The organism is Arthrobacter zhaoguopingii (assembly GCF_009828595.1).
Lineage (GTDB): Bacteria > Actinomycetota > Actinomycetes > Actinomycetales > Micrococcaceae > Arthrobacter_D > Arthrobacter_D zhaoguopingii.
In genome coordinates this window covers 62,149-76,773 of record NZ_WPNY01000015.1, presented here as the reverse complement: position 1 = coordinate 76,773, position 14,625 = coordinate 62,149, and the positions used below count along the sequence as shown (strand labels likewise).

The 14,625-nt window shown below is 66.0% G+C and carries 13 protein-coding genes and 1 tRNA gene; 7 read left to right on the top strand and 7 right to left on the bottom strand.

Annotated elements, in window-relative coordinates; genetic code table 11:
* Positions 1-231: 231 nt before the first annotated feature.
* On the top strand, positions 232-732 hold the full coding sequence (locus tag GVV86_RS16485; protein WP_159619489.1) for an SRPBCC family protein: 501 nt from the start codon (positions 232-234) through the stop codon (positions 730-732).
* A gap of 113 nt (positions 733-845) precedes the next feature.
* Here the strand turns inward: GVV86_RS16485 and GVV86_RS16480 are convergent, their stop codons facing one another.
* Together GVV86_RS16480 and GVV86_RS16475 are read right to left on the bottom strand one after the other, a co-directional pair.
* A complete protein-coding gene (locus GVV86_RS16480) occupies positions 846-1,871 on the bottom strand; it encodes a LacI family DNA-binding transcriptional regulator (protein ID WP_159619487.1) in 1,026 nt (341 codons plus the stop codon).
* A gap of 43 nt (positions 1,872-1,914) precedes the next feature.
* Complete coding sequence (locus tag GVV86_RS16475) at positions 1,915-3,648, bottom strand: glycoside hydrolase family 13 protein (RefSeq protein WP_159619485.1); 1,734 nt, start codon at positions 3,646-3,648, stop codon at positions 1,915-1,917.
* Positions 3,649-4,077: 429 nt separating this feature from the next.
* Here GVV86_RS16475 and GVV86_RS16470 point away from each other — a divergent pair, with 429 nt between their 5' ends.
* The gene (locus GVV86_RS16470) at positions 4,078-4,638 is read left to right on the top strand and encodes a DUF4190 domain-containing protein (protein ID WP_159803420.1); all 561 of its coding nucleotides are present in this window, start codon (positions 4,078-4,080) and stop codon (positions 4,636-4,638) included.
* 50 nt (positions 4,639-4,688) lie between these two features.
* Here GVV86_RS16470 and GVV86_RS16465 read toward each other — a convergent pair whose 3' ends face one another.
* From GVV86_RS16465 to GVV86_RS16450, 4 genes are all read right to left on the bottom strand, one after another.
* Entirely contained in the window at positions 4,689-6,050 is a 1,362-nt protein-coding gene (locus GVV86_RS16465) for a DUF4032 domain-containing protein (protein WP_159619481.1), read from the bottom strand.
* 145 nt (positions 6,051-6,195) lie between these two features.
* On the bottom strand, positions 6,196-7,284 hold the full coding sequence (locus tag GVV86_RS16460; RefSeq protein WP_159619479.1) for an ABC transporter ATP-binding protein: 1,089 nt from the start codon (positions 7,282-7,284) through the stop codon (positions 6,196-6,198).
* Between the two features lie 114 nt (positions 7,285-7,398).
* Positions 7,399-8,187: a trehalose-phosphatase gene (gene otsB / locus GVV86_RS16455; protein ID WP_159803419.1), complete on the bottom strand. Its 789-nt coding sequence runs from the start codon at positions 8,185-8,187 to the stop codon at positions 7,399-7,401.
* Complete coding sequence (locus GVV86_RS16450; protein ID WP_159619475.1) at positions 8,180-9,649, bottom strand: alpha,alpha-trehalose-phosphate synthase (UDP-forming); 1,470 nt, start codon at positions 9,647-9,649, stop codon at positions 8,180-8,182. Before GVV86_RS16450 ends, otsB begins: the two co-directional genes overlap by 8 nt.
* A 122-nt stretch (positions 9,650-9,771) precedes the next feature.
* Here GVV86_RS16450 and GVV86_RS16445 point away from each other — a divergent pair, with 122 nt between their 5' ends.
* The 5 genes from GVV86_RS16445 (at position 9,772) to GVV86_RS16425 (ending at position 12,626) form a co-directional block, all read left to right on the top strand.
* Positions 9,772-10,626, top strand: coding sequence for a DsbA family protein (locus GVV86_RS16445; protein ID WP_246670023.1), 855 nt, complete (start codon positions 9,772-9,774; stop codon positions 10,624-10,626).
* An 89-nt stretch (positions 10,627-10,715) separates the two neighbouring features.
* Positions 10,716-10,792, top strand: a tRNA-Thr gene (locus GVV86_RS16440).
* 301 nt (positions 10,793-11,093) lie between these two features.
* Positions 11,094-11,477: a VOC family protein gene (locus tag GVV86_RS16435; RefSeq protein WP_159803418.1), complete on the top strand. Its 384-nt coding sequence runs from the start codon at positions 11,094-11,096 to the stop codon at positions 11,475-11,477.
* A 78-nt stretch (positions 11,478-11,555) separates the two neighbouring features.
* Positions 11,556-11,813, top strand: coding sequence for a hypothetical protein (locus GVV86_RS16430; RefSeq protein WP_210252882.1), 258 nt, complete (start codon positions 11,556-11,558; stop codon positions 11,811-11,813).
* Between the two features lie 237 nt (positions 11,814-12,050).
* Positions 12,051-12,626: a hypothetical protein gene (locus GVV86_RS16425; protein ID WP_159803416.1), complete on the top strand. Its 576-nt coding sequence runs from the start codon at positions 12,051-12,053 to the stop codon at positions 12,624-12,626.
* A gap of 68 nt (positions 12,627-12,694) precedes the next feature.
* On the opposite strand, the gene GVV86_RS16420 is transcribed toward GVV86_RS16425, so the two are convergent.
* Positions 12,695-14,098, bottom strand: a complete 1,404-nt coding sequence (locus GVV86_RS16420; protein WP_159803415.1) for a family 16 glycosylhydrolase — start codon at positions 14,096-14,098, stop codon at positions 12,695-12,697.
* Positions 14,099-14,625: the final 527 nt, after the last annotated feature.

Genomic DNA, 14,625 nt, shown 5'->3' with positions numbered 1-14,625 from the left:
TGGTACTGCACCCGAGAGAGTGTGGGAGAGTAGGACACCGCCGGACCACCCTTAAAATGCAGGCCCCACCACCGGTGGGGCCTGCACCCCTTTAACCACCACCACAAGACCGGGCCCACCCCCCACCCCAACCCGGACCCCACCGGCAGGGCCCCCAACCGGCACCGGCACCCACCGGGCCGCCCACCGCCACCAGAACGGTCTCAACCCAGACCCCGGTAGAGTCGAACCATGAGTGGACTTTTCTCCCATGCGGCTCCGGAGCCCGCCGGCGGCGGCACTGTGGCGGACATCCGCGCGTCCGTGCGCGTGCCGGCCGATGTGGTCGACGCCTTTTCCGGGTTCACCGAACATCTCCACCTGTGGTGGCCGGGCGCTGAGCTCAGTGTCTGGGGCGCTGGAAGCTTCTTCGACCTTGAGGGCGGCGTCTTTGTCGAAACGTCAGCCGAGGATGAGGAGGCTGTCTGGGCGGAGGTCATCGAGCGTGAGGATCAACGGGAGGGTCACCGCGCCTTGTCCCTCCTGTGGCGGCACCGCCCCGGCCCCTTCCCTGCGACGGCGGTTGAGCTTTCCTTCAACAGCGTCGGAGGGGCAGCACCTGCCACAACGGTCGACGTCATCCACGGCGGCTGGCCTCGAGAAGGCGGCGCCGACGACCTGCGCGGGCGCTATGAGCGGTTCTGGCCGCTGGCCCTGGGCAGGTATGGACGCTTCATGGGTGGAACAGTGTAATGTCCTGCAGTGCGAGGAGCTAGCCTCGATCGTTCGCAGCCGGAGGCCCACCGCCAAACCGGACCATGGGCTGCCCCGGCCATCCCGGGTCTCGTAGGCATCTACTGCGGGAGTTAGGGCCTGTCGGCCGGCGCCGACGTGCTCGAGCGCACGACAAGCTCGGTCCGGGCGTCCTCGTCGGCCGGCAGAGTGTCGGCATTCTCCGGGTCGGTGAGGATCCCGAGCAGCCGCTTCACGGCGTGCTCGCCCTGCTGGCAGGGAAACTGGGCGATGGTGGTGAGTCCGAAGATCCCGCCCAGGTCGTGGCCGTCGATTCCGATTACTGACAGATCTTCGGGCACCCGGAGGCCGAGGTCCCGGGCGGCAAGGATGGTTCCGATCGCCATTTCATCCGATGCGCAGAACACAGCCGTGGGTCGGCTGTGCGGGTGTCCCAGCATCCGCTTGGCTTCGGTATAGCCACCGGTGATGGTGAAGTCTGCTTGAGCACGCCAGGAGGGAAGAACTTCGAGGCCCTCGGCGCTCATCGCTGCCTCGTAGCCCTCACGGCGGGAGCCTGAGATTCGAAAGTCGTTCTCAAACGCTTCGGCACCGCCGATGTGGGCGATCCTGCGGTGCCCCAGACTGAGCAGATGCTCGGTAGCCAGGGTGGCGATCGCCCTGTCGTTCACACTGATCGTATGGGCACCGGGCAGGACGCCGCCGATTCCCACGACGGGCTTGCCCACAGCGAGCAGCTGACCCAGTTCGGACCTGCTCAGCTCCAGGGCCACGGAGATCACGCCGTCGCACCGCTGGCGCAGCAGGAATTCCGACAGCACCCGGTCCCGGTGCTTCGCGCCTTCGCTGAGGTTGTAGAGAGTCAGGTCGTAGCCGGCCTCCAGGAGGGCGGCAGCGGCGCTGTCGACGATCTGAGAGAAGTACCAGCGGTTGACCGAGGGCACCACCACGCCGACGTTGCGGTTCCTGCCCGAGGCCAGGGACGACGCCGAGTAGGAGAGGACGAACTCAAGTTCCCGGGCCGCCTTCAGCACTGCCAGACGCGATTTTTCTGATACCCGGCCGTTGCCGCTAAGGGCACGGGACACCGTGGCCGTCGACACTCCGGCGCGCTTTGCGACGTCCTTGATGCCGGTCACGGCGTCCTCCCCCCTCGAATCGGGCTTGGGTAGCCCGGCCGCCTTAATTAAGCTTCAGCCACACACAGTGGTTGGGTGCCAGCAGTCCGTCGGTGCCCGCTTCAGGGTGGCTTGCCGCCAGAATCGAGCCGCCGGGCAGCTGCGTATCGAATTCTCCCATGTTGATCAGGACGACGACGTCGCCGTTGCGGAACGCCACGGTGTCGCTGTTCTCGTACTCCACGCTCCACTGCAGCGATCCGGCTCCAAGGCCCAGTTCGCGCCGCAGTCGCAGCGCCATGCGGTAGAGGTTCAGTGTCGACCCGGGATCGGAGTCCTGGCGGTCGACGGCGAGGGCTTTCCAGCTCTCCGGCTGCGGCAGCCAGGGGGTGTCCGCTGTTCCGAAACCATAGGCAGGCTCCTCCGCGCGCCACGGAAGGGGGACCCGGCATCCGTCACGTCCGAGCCGTTCCCCGCCGGTCCGGGCGAAGGTGGGATCCTGGCGGAACTCGGCGGGCATGGTGGTGTGGTCGGGCAGGCCGAGCTCTTCGCCCTGGTAGAGATAGATGCCGCCGGGGAGGGCGAACATGGCAAGGGAGGCCGCGCGGGCCCGGTCCAGCCCGGTTGCGGTGTCCGGCTGCGGATCGAAGTGGCCGATTCCATCACCGGGGCGGGGGAAGTCCTCGCCGAGCCCGAAGCGGGTCGCATGGCGGACGACGTCGTGGTTGCTCAGCACCCAGGTGGTGGGCGCGTCGACGCTGTCGAAGGCCTGAAGGGAGCTGGAGACGACGTTGCGCAGCCCGTGCGCGTTCCACGGGTGGTGCAGGTAGGCGAAGTTGAAGGCCTGGTGCATTTCGTCCGGGCGGACCCAGTCGGTCAGCCGCGGCAGGGGGTCGATGGTGGCCTCAGCGCAGAGCACCCGGTCGCCGTCGTACTCATCGAGGATCTTCCGCCAGCCGCGGTAGATCGCATGGACCTCTTCCTGCCCGAACATCGGGGCCTCATGACCCGGGAAGCCTTCGCTTGAGCTGCCATCGGCGCGCCCGCCCCAGTCCGGCAGCCCTTCGGCCTTGACCAGGGCATGGGCGACATCGACGCGGAAGCCGCCGACGCCGCGGTCAAGCCAGAAGCGCAGGATGCGCTCGAACTCATCCCGCACCGCCTGGTTGTCCCAGTTGAAGTCGGGCTGGGAGGAATCGAAGAGGTGGAGGTACCACTGTCCGCCAGACCCGTCGCTGTTGACCACTCGGGTCCAGGCCGGACCGCCGAAGTGGGACTGCCAGTTGTTGGGCGGGAGCTCCCCATGCTCGCCCTGCCCGTCCCTGAAGATGAACATTGCACGTTCCGGCGACCCGGCCGGGGCAGCGAGGGCCCGCTTGAAAAGAACATGGTCACTCGAAGCGTGGTTCGGCACAAGGTCGACGATGACCTTGATGCCGAGTTCGGTGGCCCGAATGGTCAGTGCATCGAAGTCAGCCAGGGTTCCGAACAGGGGGTCGACGTCGCAGTAGTCTGCGACGTCGTAACCGCCGTCGCGCTGAGGTGAGGTGTAGAAGGGGGAGAGCCAGACGGCATCCACGTTGAGCCGGACCAGGTGCTCAAGTTCCTCGCGCACGCCGGCGAGGTCGCCCATGCCATCGCCGTTCGCGTCCCGGAAGGACCGGGGGTACACCTGGTAGATCACCGAGGAGCGCCACCACGCATCGTCCGCGTGCTGAGCGTGGATGGGGTCATGGAAAGTGACAGCTCCGTCGGGAGCGCTAAAACCTGCCGTGTCGACGGCCGCTGAAAAGGACATGGCAAACATCGTAGACCTGCAACGCCAATACTGAAAGCGTTTACAGGCATACATTCCGCGTGTCCTAGCCGTTACTTCCCGGTAACCTCGGTGCCACTAGGTCTCTTGTTCTCCTGAAGTGTAAACGTTTGCACTTATGATCTCCGCCATACTCTCTGCTGGGGCGCCGGAGGAGGGGCGCTCCCGGTCCTGAAGGTGGCGGCGAGGAGATTCGGCGGTGGTCCGTCCTGCAGCTGGGTCGTGCGTCCGTTCTCTGCGGCGGGTGTCCGGCGGCCGGAGGGATGGCGGTCGGGATGGAGCTTCAGCCGGTCGTTCCGGAGAGACGGTCCGACCCCGGACATGCCCGCTTGGCGGTGATATTCTCGGGCCAGAGGCCCGGAGGGCTCTGCAGGAGTTCGTTCCTGCACCGACAAGATTGCAGGGGCGCAAGTGTCAGAAAACCCAGCAGGTCCGCACGGCGGATCCGGTTCCAACGATCCGTACGGCAAGGGCCCGGGCGGAAGCTCTGGACCCTCCGGATCATCCAACCCCGGCCAGACGCCGTACGGGCAGCCCGCCTACGGGCAGTCACCCGCGCCGTACGGTCAGCCGGCCTACGGGCAGGGCCCCGGCCAGCCGGCTTACGGGCAGTCGCCGTACGGGCAGCCGTCGGGATATCCGGCGGGCGGCTACCCGGGCCAGCAGGGGCCCCGTGAGAACCCCGGACGCACGCTGGGCATTGTGGGGCTCATCCTGGCGATCATCCCGTTCCTGAGCCCGGTAGGGCTGATCCTCAGCATTGTGGCATTGGTGAAGTCAAAAAAGGCCGGGATGGGCAACGGCATTGCGGTGGCGGGCATCATTGTGGGAGCCCTTTTCACGATCGGCCTCGTTATCCTCATCGTCGGAATCATCGCTGTAATCCCGTATGCCACGGAGGTCGCCGAGTTCTGCCAGCAGGCCGGGTCCGGTCCGCAGGTTTATGAGGGCCAGGAAATCCGGTGCCCCTAGATGTGAGGTCCTGAGCCGCGGTCCGGGCCGGCCGCACCGGCCCGGATCACTTAGCTGTCCGGGAAGCTGCTGTCCCCGTCGAGCCCGATGGTCTTCGAGTCGGCGGTCAGCATGATCTCGGCCTCGTCGCGCCGGTGCCGCAGCTCCGAGTCAAGGTAGGACTGCACCGCCTCCGCCATGGGAACGTTGCGGTCCTGCCGCTCGGACATGTACCACCGGTGTTCAAGCACCTCGTGCACCACCTCCGCGGGCTCGAGCTTGCCGCCGAGCTCGCGCGGTACCGACCGCACAATCGGCTCGAAGACTTCGCTGACCCACAGGTGGGCGCTGATCTCCTCGTCGACGTCGAGGTTGTTGTTGTCCGCCCGGTAGGCGTCCATGTCGTTGAGCAGCCTGCGGGCCTGGTTTTCCTGCGCGTCGATGCCGGTCAGGCGGAGCAGCCGGCGGCTGTGGTGGCCCGCGTCGACAACCTTCGGCTGCAGCTGGATCCGGGACCCGTCGGCGACCGTGCTGATGACGTATTCCTCGACATCGAAGCCGAGGTCGTTGAGCCGGCGGATGCGGGCGTTGACGCGCCAGCGTTCGCCGAGTTCGAATGACTCCCGCGCCGTGAGTTCGGTCCACAGCCTGCGGTAGCTGTCCATGATCAGTTCGCTGGTGGCCAGCGGGTCGACTTTCTCCTCGATCAGCCCGCCCTCGGCGAGGTCCATCAGCTCGCCGGCGATGTTGACGCGCGCGATCTCGAGGTCGTACTCCCGCTGGCCGCTTGAGAGTTCCGGATAGAGCTCTCCGGTCTCAGCGTCCACCAGGTAGGCGGCGAAGGCGCCGGCGTCCCGGCGGAACAGCGTGTTCGACAATGAGACGTCGCCCCAGTAGAACCCGATGAGGTGCAGGCGCACCAACAGGAGTGCCTGCGCATCGATCAGGCGGGTGAGGGTGTCCCGTCTCAGCGTCTGGGAGAACAGGGCCCGGTAGGGCATCGAGAACTTCAGGTGCCGGGTGACCAGCACCGGGTCCAGCTCGGTGCCGTCGGAGGTGGTGCGCCCGGTGATGACCGCGACGGGTTCGACGCACGGCACATCGAGGCGCTGGAGCTTACGCAGCATGTGGTATTCGTGGCGGGCGACGTGCTCGCTGGTTTCCTTAATGGCGATGACCGAGCCCCCCAGGTGCGCAAAGCGCACGATGTGGCGGGAGATACCGCGGGGGAGGGCCGCAAGGCTCTCTGCAGGCCATTCCTCGAGCGCGATGTGCCAGGGGAGGTCGAGCAACTCGGGGTCGGCGGAGGCCGCGGTGATGTTCAGTGAGCCCAGTGCCGACTCCGGAGGGGTGGTCCGGATGCGCGGCAGCTTGCCCGTCTGCGCATAGTCGGTCGGTTCGTCGTGCCAGTTGGCGTTGTAGGTTTCCGTCATGATGTTGCCTTCTGTAGGACCGCCGGTGCGCCGGTCACTGGGAGTGCTCAAAGCAGGAGGTCCGTTAGCTTAAACCGCAATGCGGTGGTCCCCCGTCCGTGAAGACGCAGCATGGGAACCACCGCATTGCTGGAAATGCGTTGAACTAGACCGTATCGGCCAGGCGGGCGCCGGAGGTCGTGTCGAACAGGTGCACGTGGCCCTGCTCGGGGCGGACGTAGACGGTGTCGCCCTTCATCGGAGGGCGGCGGCCGTCGACACGGGCCACCATGTCGTGGTTCTGACCGTTGAGCGTGGTGTGACCGTAGATGTAGGCGTCGGCGCCGAGTTCCTCGACAACGTCGACCTCAACCTGCAGGCCTTCACCGGGGGCGGCGAGCACGAGGTCCTCGGGGCGGACACCCAGGGTCACGGTGTTACCTGCGGCCGCATCAAGGATGTCGCTGCGGACCGGGTACACGGTACCGCCGAACAGCACGCCGCCGTCGGCGACGGGCAGTTCGAGGAGGTTCATGGCGGGGGAGCCGATGAACCCGGCAACGAAGACGTTCTTCGGGCGCTCGTACAGGTTGCGCGGGGTGTCGACCTGCTGCAGGATGCCGTCCTTGAGGACCGCGACGCGGTCGCCCATGGTCATCGCCTCGACCTGGTCGTGCGTGACGTAGACGGTGGTGACCCCGAGGCGGCGCGTCAGCGACGCGATCTGGGTGCGGGTCTGGACGCGCAGCTTGGCGTCGAGGTTCGACAGCGGCTCATCCATGAGGAAGACCTGCGGGTTACGCACGATGGCGCGGCCCATGGCGACGCGCTGGCGCTGACCGCCGGAGAGGGCTTTCGGCTTGCGGTCCAGGTAGTCCTCGAGGTCGAGCAGCTTGGCGGCCTCACGGACGCGCTCGGCGCGCTCTTCCTTGGGGACGCCGGCGATCTTCAGGGCGAAGCCCATGTTGTCGGCGACACTCATGTGCGGGTACAGGGCGTAGTTCTGGAAAACCATCGCGATGTCGCGGTCCTTCGGGGGAACGTCGGTGACGTCGCGGTCACCGATGAGGATGCGTCCCGAGTTGACGTCTTCGAGTCCTGCGAGCATGCGCAGGGAGGTGGACTTGCCGCAACCGGACGGGCCTACGAGGACGAGGAATTCGCCGTCGGCGATCTCGATGTTCAGGCGGTCTACAGCGGGCTTTTCGGTCCCCGGGTACACCCGGGTGGCCTGGTCGAACGTTACCGTTGCCATTTTCTTATTTCCTTTTCACGGGCAGGTACGTGCCCGACGATCCGTAGTGAATGGAGTGTATTCAGTTGTTCGGGGTAGGACCGGCCGAGCCGGTCGACACCCACTTGGAGTATGTCACGAATGGTTGGACGAAGCACAATCACGACGCAGGGCGAAAAGGTCCTCAAGGGTGCCGGCGAGGTCCTCGGGCGAGCCCAGGCGGTAACGGGCCGCGGTCTTGCCCTCACCGATTTTGATGCCCACATCCTGGGGCTGCAGGACGCCGAAGGCGTGCTCGTCGGTGACGTCGTCGCCGGCGAAAAGCACCGCTGTGGCCCCGCTGAGCTCCCTCAGCAGCCCCAGCCCCTGCCCCTTGTCGGCGTGGACCACCGACACTTCGAGGACGCGCTTTCCGTCGGTGACCTTGAGCCCGTCCAGCCCGGCCAGCCCGTCGCGGGCGGCGGCCACCGCGTCGGCGGCGACGTCGTCGGCCGCGGACCGGGTGTGAAGTACAACGCCGGCCGGCTTGGACTCGAGCCACGTGCCGGGGTGAGCCGCCACGACACTCTCGACGACGTCGGCCGCCGCATCGAGCAGTTCGGCCTGGCGGGGGTCGAGGGTGAGGGGTGCGGCGTCTGGGCCGGTCCAGGTTTCGGCGCCGTGGCTGCCGATGAGCAGGGTTTCCGGCTCAGGGGAAGCCACCTCTCTCAGGCTGCCGAGCGCGCGGCCCGAGATCAGCGCCGTCGTCGTCGACGGCAGCGCGGCCAGGGCCTTCAGGGCGGCCGAGGAGCGGGGGAGCGGGCGGGCGTCCTCGGCGCGCTCGACCAGCGGCGAGACCACGCCGTCGAAGTCGAGCGCGATGAGCAGCACCGGTGTTGCGGCGAGGTCCTCAAGGGCCGCCCGGAGATCGGTGCGCTCAGGCATCGTTGTTCACCGCCGAGCCGTTGCGCAGGGCGGTCAGGAACGCCTGCGACCAGCGTTCGACGTCGTTCTGGAGCACCTGGCGGCGCATGATGCGCATCCTGCGGACGCCTTCCGCCGGGGGCATGTTCAGGGCGGTCACCATCGCGGACTTCAGCCCGTCGATGTCGTGGGGGTTGACCAGGACGGCCTGCCGGAGGGTGTCGGCCGCGCCGGCGAACTCGCTGAGCACCAGGGCGCCGCGGTTCTCGGTGCGGGCCGCAACATATTCCTTGGCCACGAGGTTCATCCCGTCGCGCAGCGCCGTGACGAGCATGACGTCGGCCGCGAGGTACAGGGCGACCATCTCCTCGACCGGGTAGCTGTGGTGGAGGTACCGGATCGCCGTGTTCTTCATGGTGTCGTAGGTGCCGTTGATGCGGCCCACTGCGCCCTCGATCTCCTCCCGGAGGAGACGGTACTGCTCCACGCGTTCCCGGCTGGGGCTTGCCACCTGGATCAGCGCGGCATCCTCAACGGTGATGGAGCCGTCCTCGAGGAGTTCTCCGTAGGCCTTGAGTCGGTGACCGATGCCCTTGGTGTAGTCGAGCCGGTCTACCCCCAGCAGGACGTGCTTGGGGTTGCCGAGCTCCCGGCGGATCTCGCGGGAGCGCTCAATGATGTCCTGGCGTTTGGCCAGTTCGGTGATGGCGTTCACATCGATCGAGATGGGGAACGCCTCGGCGCGGGAGACGTAGGCGGGCGCATTGCCGTCGGCGGGGACCTGTACCTGCTGCTGGCGGATGGTGTGGCCGAGGAAGCGGCGGACGCAGCGCAGGAAGTTGCTGGCGTCGCTTGGGCGCTGGAAGCCGATGAGGTCCGCCCCGAGCAGGCCCTCGATGACCTGTCGGCGCCAGGGCAGCTGCGCGAAGATCTCCAGCGGCGGGAACGGTATGTGGTTGAAGAAACCAATGACGAGGTCGGGGCGGGCCTTGCGCAGCAGCTTGGGTACCAGCTGCAGCTGGTAGTCCTGAACCCACACTGTGGCGCCGTGGGCCGCCGATGCGGCGGTGGCCTTTGCGAAGCGCTCGTTGACCCGGCGGTAGGCGTCCCACCAGGTGCGGTGGAATTCCGGCGGCGCGATGACATCGTGGTAGAGCGGCCAGAGGGTCGCGTTGGAGAACCCCTCGTAGTAGAGCTCCACCTCGTCCTCGCTCAACGGCACTGGGACAAGGCGCATGTTCCCCTCATCGAAGGGGTCGAGGGTCTCGTCGGGAGCGCCGTGCCAGCCGACCCAGGCGCCGTCGGTCTTGGCCATGACCGGAGCAAGCGCCGTCACGAGGCCGCCGGGGGAGCGGCGCCACGAGCTGTTGCCTTCGTCGTCCGTGACGCGGTCGACCGCCAGCCGGTTGGAGACAACGATGAAGTCAAAGTCGCCGTAGTCGGTGTCGGTGTCGGAATCCGCTGCCGTTGTGGCTTCGCTCATTGAAAACTCCTGCAATTAGTAGGCCTACTGATGAACTCTATCGGTTAGGGGCACCGGCCAGTCCCGATAAACTGGGGCAGATCGGGAAGCGTCCCGGAGAAGCAGGCAAGGCAGAAGGACCGATGGCACCGAGCAACTCCCGTAAGCCCAGCAAGGCCGAGCGCTCAGCGGAGTCCCGCGAGCGGGCACGGCTGCAGCGCGAGGCGGCCGAACGCACCGCCCGGCGGAACTCGCTGCTGATCCGCTGGGGCGTGGTGGCGGCCGCTGTCGTCATCGCCGTCGTCATCGCGCTGGTTGTCGCCGGCAATATCCGCGGGCGGGTACCCGACGCCGGTCCGGCGCCGCAGCACGGCAATGACCAGGGCGGAATCACCCTGGTCTCCACCTCCGAGCTCGCCGAGACCGAGGGCGGCGAGGTCGACGTCGCATCTTTGCCGGAGGAGCCCGCGCCGGGAGCGGGGGTGCCGCCGGGAGTGGAGCCGGGCGCGGACGGGGCGCCCATCCCGGTGGTGGCCTACGTCGATGTGAACTGCGTCCACTGTTCCAATTTCGAGAGCGAGTATTCGGATGACCTGCGGCGCTGGCTCAATGCCGGTGACATCACCCTCGAGTACCGCAACGTCGCCTACCTCGACCGCAACTCCCGCGACGACTACTCCTCGCGGGGGGCCAGCGCGCTCGCCTGCGTCGCCGATACGGCACCGGACAGCTACTTCGACTTCTCCACGGCACTGTTCGCCAACTTCGAAAGCGGCGAGCTCGACGACGGCGGGCTGGGCGATATGGCGGCCGAGGTGGGTGCCGGTGACATCTCCACCTGCCTGTCCGAGGGCACCTTCCGGCCCTGGGCGAAGTACACGACGGAGGCCGCGCAGGCCGCCGGCGTCGAGGGTACACCGACCGTTTATGTCGACGGCGAAGAGGTCGCGGACGCTGTGGCGGACTTCGGGAAGGTCGTCGAGGAGAAGCTTCGCTGAGTTTTCACGAACCGGAGGGCTGGGCTAACCTTAGGGAGCGCCCGTTGTGTCGTGGAGACCGCGGCGGCGCCTGCTGGTGCAGCCAGCATGCCTCCTTAGCTCAGTTGGCCAGAGCACCTGTCTTGTAAACAGGGGGTCGCCGGTTCGAATCCGGCAGGGGGCTCCACAAAAACGTTCTCTGACTAGGGAAAACGTTGCATCGAGGGTCCGAATCGGCGGCCGGGACGCCCCCGACTCAAAGATGGAATCAAGTGAGCTGGCCGGCGCAGTAGTTCCGGCGGAGCCTGCGCAGGTGCTCCACCTTCACCTCGGACCACCCAAAACTGGGCAGCCGGCCCGGCCATCGACGGTCCGTCCCAGATACCGACAATTCCGCGGATCCGCCGCCCTGAGTGGGAAGAACGAGGACCGGTTCCGTCCGCAATCGGGCCTACCCTGAAGTCAAAAGGACCAACAGGAGGAAGCTCATGGATTGGAAAATCGAACTCGTTGCCATCCCGGTCTCCGACGTGGACCGGGCGATCGGCTTCTACCGCGACAGGGTGGGCTTCGTGCTGGATCACGACCACCGTGTGGGCGAAGGCGTCCGCTTCGTACAATTGACCCCGCCCGGCTCTGCCTGCTCCATTGTTCTGGGGGAGGGAATCACGGAGATGGCCCCTGGCTCGCAGAAAGGCGTCCAGATCGTCGTGCCGGACGCGGCCGGGGCTCGTTCAATGCTCCTCGAAAACGGTGTTGGGGCAAGCGAAGTCGACCTCCAACCATGGGGCAGTTTCGTGTACTTCTCCGACCCGGACGGTAACGCCTGGTCCCTTCAGCAGCTACCCGACTACGGGGTCTCCCAGAGCTGAGGGGTGTCACGGTGGTGCCTTTGACTCTTGGCGGTGTCCGATGCCTGGCCCCAGTCCACGCTGTTCCAATCGCGTAGGATGCACCTCATAACGATGATGGGGGAGAAGATGAAACGCGACTCGGTCTGGATGCGCCTGCTGAACGGGGCTGTATTCGGCGTCTTGATCGGCCTCATGCGGCACCCGGACAAACACAGCAACTACCGGTATGAGCGGTACGTCGAGGAGCTGCCCGAGGGTGCCGCTCCGATGACGTATGAGCAGTGGATTGAAGCATACGACGCTGAATGGGAGGCGCGGAAGAACGCCCGCAGCCTCGACCCGGGCGGGAAGTAGATTCCCAACGGGAACGATAAGGACGAGGGCTGCCAGGGCCGAGCGCTCATAATCTGCTTCCCGGCGTCCCGCCACCACCAATGCCGGCCTAGACAGCGGCTATCGATGGGCCACACCGACACCACGACGACCTGTGCGGCGGGCCGAAGGGCCGGCGGCGGAACCCGGAGCCGCGGCGACCGCCAGCCGGAACACCAGCACCGTTAGGATGTCCGGATGGGGTCCGGGGGTCGGCGAGTGAGCAGGGAGAAGCGGCGGAAACTTGCCCACCGTATTGAAGGCTGGCCGGTTCGCCCGCGCCGGACTGCAGCGGTCCTGGTCACCCTGTTCATCGCTCTGAGCGGAGTGGTTTTCAGCGTCCAGATGGAGGCCGAATTCGACCGGGCCGGCGAAGCTGTCAGAACCCAGGAGCACCAGTGGAGCATCATCGTCGACAAGGATCCGCGGCGGCGGGGCGGCACCCGATACTACGTGCTGGTTGACGGGCGGAAGGAGGTGCTGGACGACGCGGGCTTCCTGTCGGACAAATCACTGTACGCACCCGTATGGTACGTCGTGGACCCCGAGGACGAGTTCCACCTCATCGCTGTGGGATCCCCCGGTGACTGGGAGGACAAACCCTGGAACACTTACTTCGGCGCAGCGGTGCTCGCAGCCTTTGCCCTCGTTGCAATCACATCGGCCTGGTGGCGAATCGTCCCCGAGGACAGATGGGTCGTTCTGAACACGATCTTTCCGAGCAAGAGACCGCCGGGCCGGAGGGCGCTTGACCTGGCGCCCCGAACCAACAGGGCGGGTCGGCTCGTTCGGTGACGCTGAGTCAGCCGGGCTGCAGTGACACCTTGAGAGCATGAACCGGGCGTCGGTTGACTCAAACGCTTCTAGCGCTTGTAGGCCCGGACGTAATCGACCTCCATGAGTGCCGGAAATTGGGTGTCTGCATCCGGTGAACCGGGCCAGCTACCGCCGATCGCCAGGTTGAGCCGAAGGAAGAAGTTCCGGCTGAAACTCTCATCCATCCACGAGGTGGTCGTCCGGTTCCGCTCGTAGGTTTTCACGCCGTCGACGTACCAGCGGATGACTCCGGGCTCCCACTCAACGGCGTACTGGTGGAACCCGTCAGCCATCGTCCGGCCGTTCGGCAGAATGTACTCGTAGTCCTGCATGCCGTGAGGCGTAGCGTGGTCGTAGTCGTAGTGGATGGTTTGGTGGACCTCGTTCGCCCGGACATGGCTCTCCGACCTGGAGGAACCGAGGGCTTCCATAATGTCGATCTCACCGACACCGCGGTCAACCGGGCGCATCCAGAAGGCGGGCCAGAGCCCCTTCGAGGTTCCCTGCTGAACTGGGAGCTTCGCGCTCATCTCGAGCCGGCCGTGGGTCGTTTCAAACTTCCCGAGCGTGTTCAGGTGGCCCGAGGTGTACAGCCGCCCGCCGGGGAAGCGGCCGTCGTTACTGTTGCAGAGAACCGGAGCCGGGAGTTTCTGCGCGGTGATGGTCAGCTTGCCGTTGGTCACGCTGACGTTTTCGTTCTGAAGGCAGGCAAGCTCGTCGTTACCGTCGCCATAGGTGGAGTTGTCGAGGACGTTCCATTTCGTGGTGTCGACGGCAGCACCGTTGAACTCGTCCGCCCAGGACAGCTTCCAGGCAGATGGTGCCGGGGGCACGGCGTTGGTCTTTGCCGTGAGGACGGCCGACTTCTTCTGGATCCCTCCGATCGTTGCCGATACCTGGATGTTGTAGCTCGTGTTCGGAGCGAGGCCCGTGAGAGTTTCGCCCTTCGTGGCGTCGTCCTGTCCAGCGACGTGGACGCCATTGACATAGTGCTTGTAACCTCCGGTGTAACCCGCGGGTGCATCCCATTCGACGCGGATCGCGGTTTGGGTGGTCCCCGAAGCTACCGGACGCAGGTTCGTTGGCGGAGCCGGCGTGATCGGCGGAGTCCTGGTTGCTTTCATGGTGACGACGGCCGACTTGTATTCCACGCCGCTGATCACGGCGCTGACCTGCACCGTGTGGATCGACCCGGAGGCCAGGCCCGAGAACGTCTCCCCGGTCGTGGGGTCCGAAGCGCCCGCGACGAATCTGCCGTCGAGGTAGTGCTTGTACACCCCGCTGTAGCCGGGAACCGGGTTCCATACTGCACGGATCGAGGTGGACGAGCTTGCCGCATAGTCCTGGCGGAGATACGTAGGCCCACCTCCGGCGTAGGCCGGGCCGAGCCCCACCAGCAGCAAGAGCGCGGCGGCGGCCATTGCTATCAGCGACTTCTGCGGGTGCTTCATGTTGTGCCTATCGCGAAGGTTTGAAGGTATGAAGACGCCGAACACCCGGGTGAGCGGGGCATCGGGAGGGCTCTGGCGTGGGTTCGGCAATCCGCGGGGTCAAGGACGGGGCAACCGGGGGCGGGCGGCTCGTTGGTTCCTTCCGCGGCGGGAACCTCCGGCTTGCTCCGGGCTCACCCCCATTCAGAGTCTGACCCTACCGGGAAATGTGACCAATGGCACTGATGTTTCGAATGAGACAGAAGTTTTCATCGGGATATCTGTCGTGAGTGCAATCTCCCGGCAGAACACAAGGAACCCCTTCCAGGTCGCTGGAAGGGGTTCCTCAGGAAGCTTCGGAGAGGGGCATTCTCGGACGGGTGGGACGGCTTGCGGGAGTCAGCATCCCGTTCCCTTGAAGTGGAGGTTGCTATGTCTGCAGAAAGTCACAACGGAATCCGCCACGGTTTCGACGAGAAAACGGCGTGCAGCTGCGCAAGGGTGTGGGCGAAGACGAACTTCTCGCCGTCAGCAGGGCCGGTCGTGAG

Bases quoted from the DNA above. Each gene is read 5' to 3' on its own strand.
- GVV86_RS16445 (WP_246670023.1), top strand. From the start codon at position 9,772: ATGGCACCGAGCAACTCCCGTAAGCCCAGCAAGGCCGAGCGCTCAGCG.
- GVV86_RS16485 (WP_159619489.1), top strand. From the start codon at position 232: ATGAGTGGACTTTTCTCCCATGCGGCTCCGGAGCCCGCCGGCGGCGGC.
- GVV86_RS16475 (WP_159619485.1), bottom strand. From the start codon at position 3,648: ATGTCCTTTTCAGCGGCCGTCGACACGGCAGGTTTTAGCGCTCCCGAC.
- GVV86_RS16420 (WP_159803415.1), bottom strand. From the start codon at position 14,098: ATGAAGCACCCGCAGAAGTCGCTGATAGCAATGGCCGCCGCCGCGCTC.
- GVV86_RS16435 (WP_159803418.1), top strand. From the start codon at position 11,094: ATGGATTGGAAAATCGAACTCGTTGCCATCCCGGTCTCCGACGTGGAC.
- GVV86_RS16450 (WP_159619475.1), bottom strand. From the start codon at position 9,649: ATGAGCGAAGCCACAACGGCAGCGGATTCCGACACCGACACCGACTAC.
- GVV86_RS16460 (WP_159619479.1), bottom strand. From the start codon at position 7,284: ATGGCAACGGTAACGTTCGACCAGGCCACCCGGGTGTACCCGGGGACC.
- GVV86_RS16430 (WP_210252882.1), top strand. From the start codon at position 11,556: ATGCACCTCATAACGATGATGGGGGAGAAGATGAAACGCGACTCGGTC.
- GVV86_RS16465 (WP_159619481.1), bottom strand. From the start codon at position 6,050: ATGACGGAAACCTACAACGCCAACTGGCACGACGAACCGACCGACTAT.
- otsB (WP_159803419.1), bottom strand. From the start codon at position 8,187: ATGCCTGAGCGCACCGATCTCCGGGCGGCCCTTGAGGACCTCGCCGCA.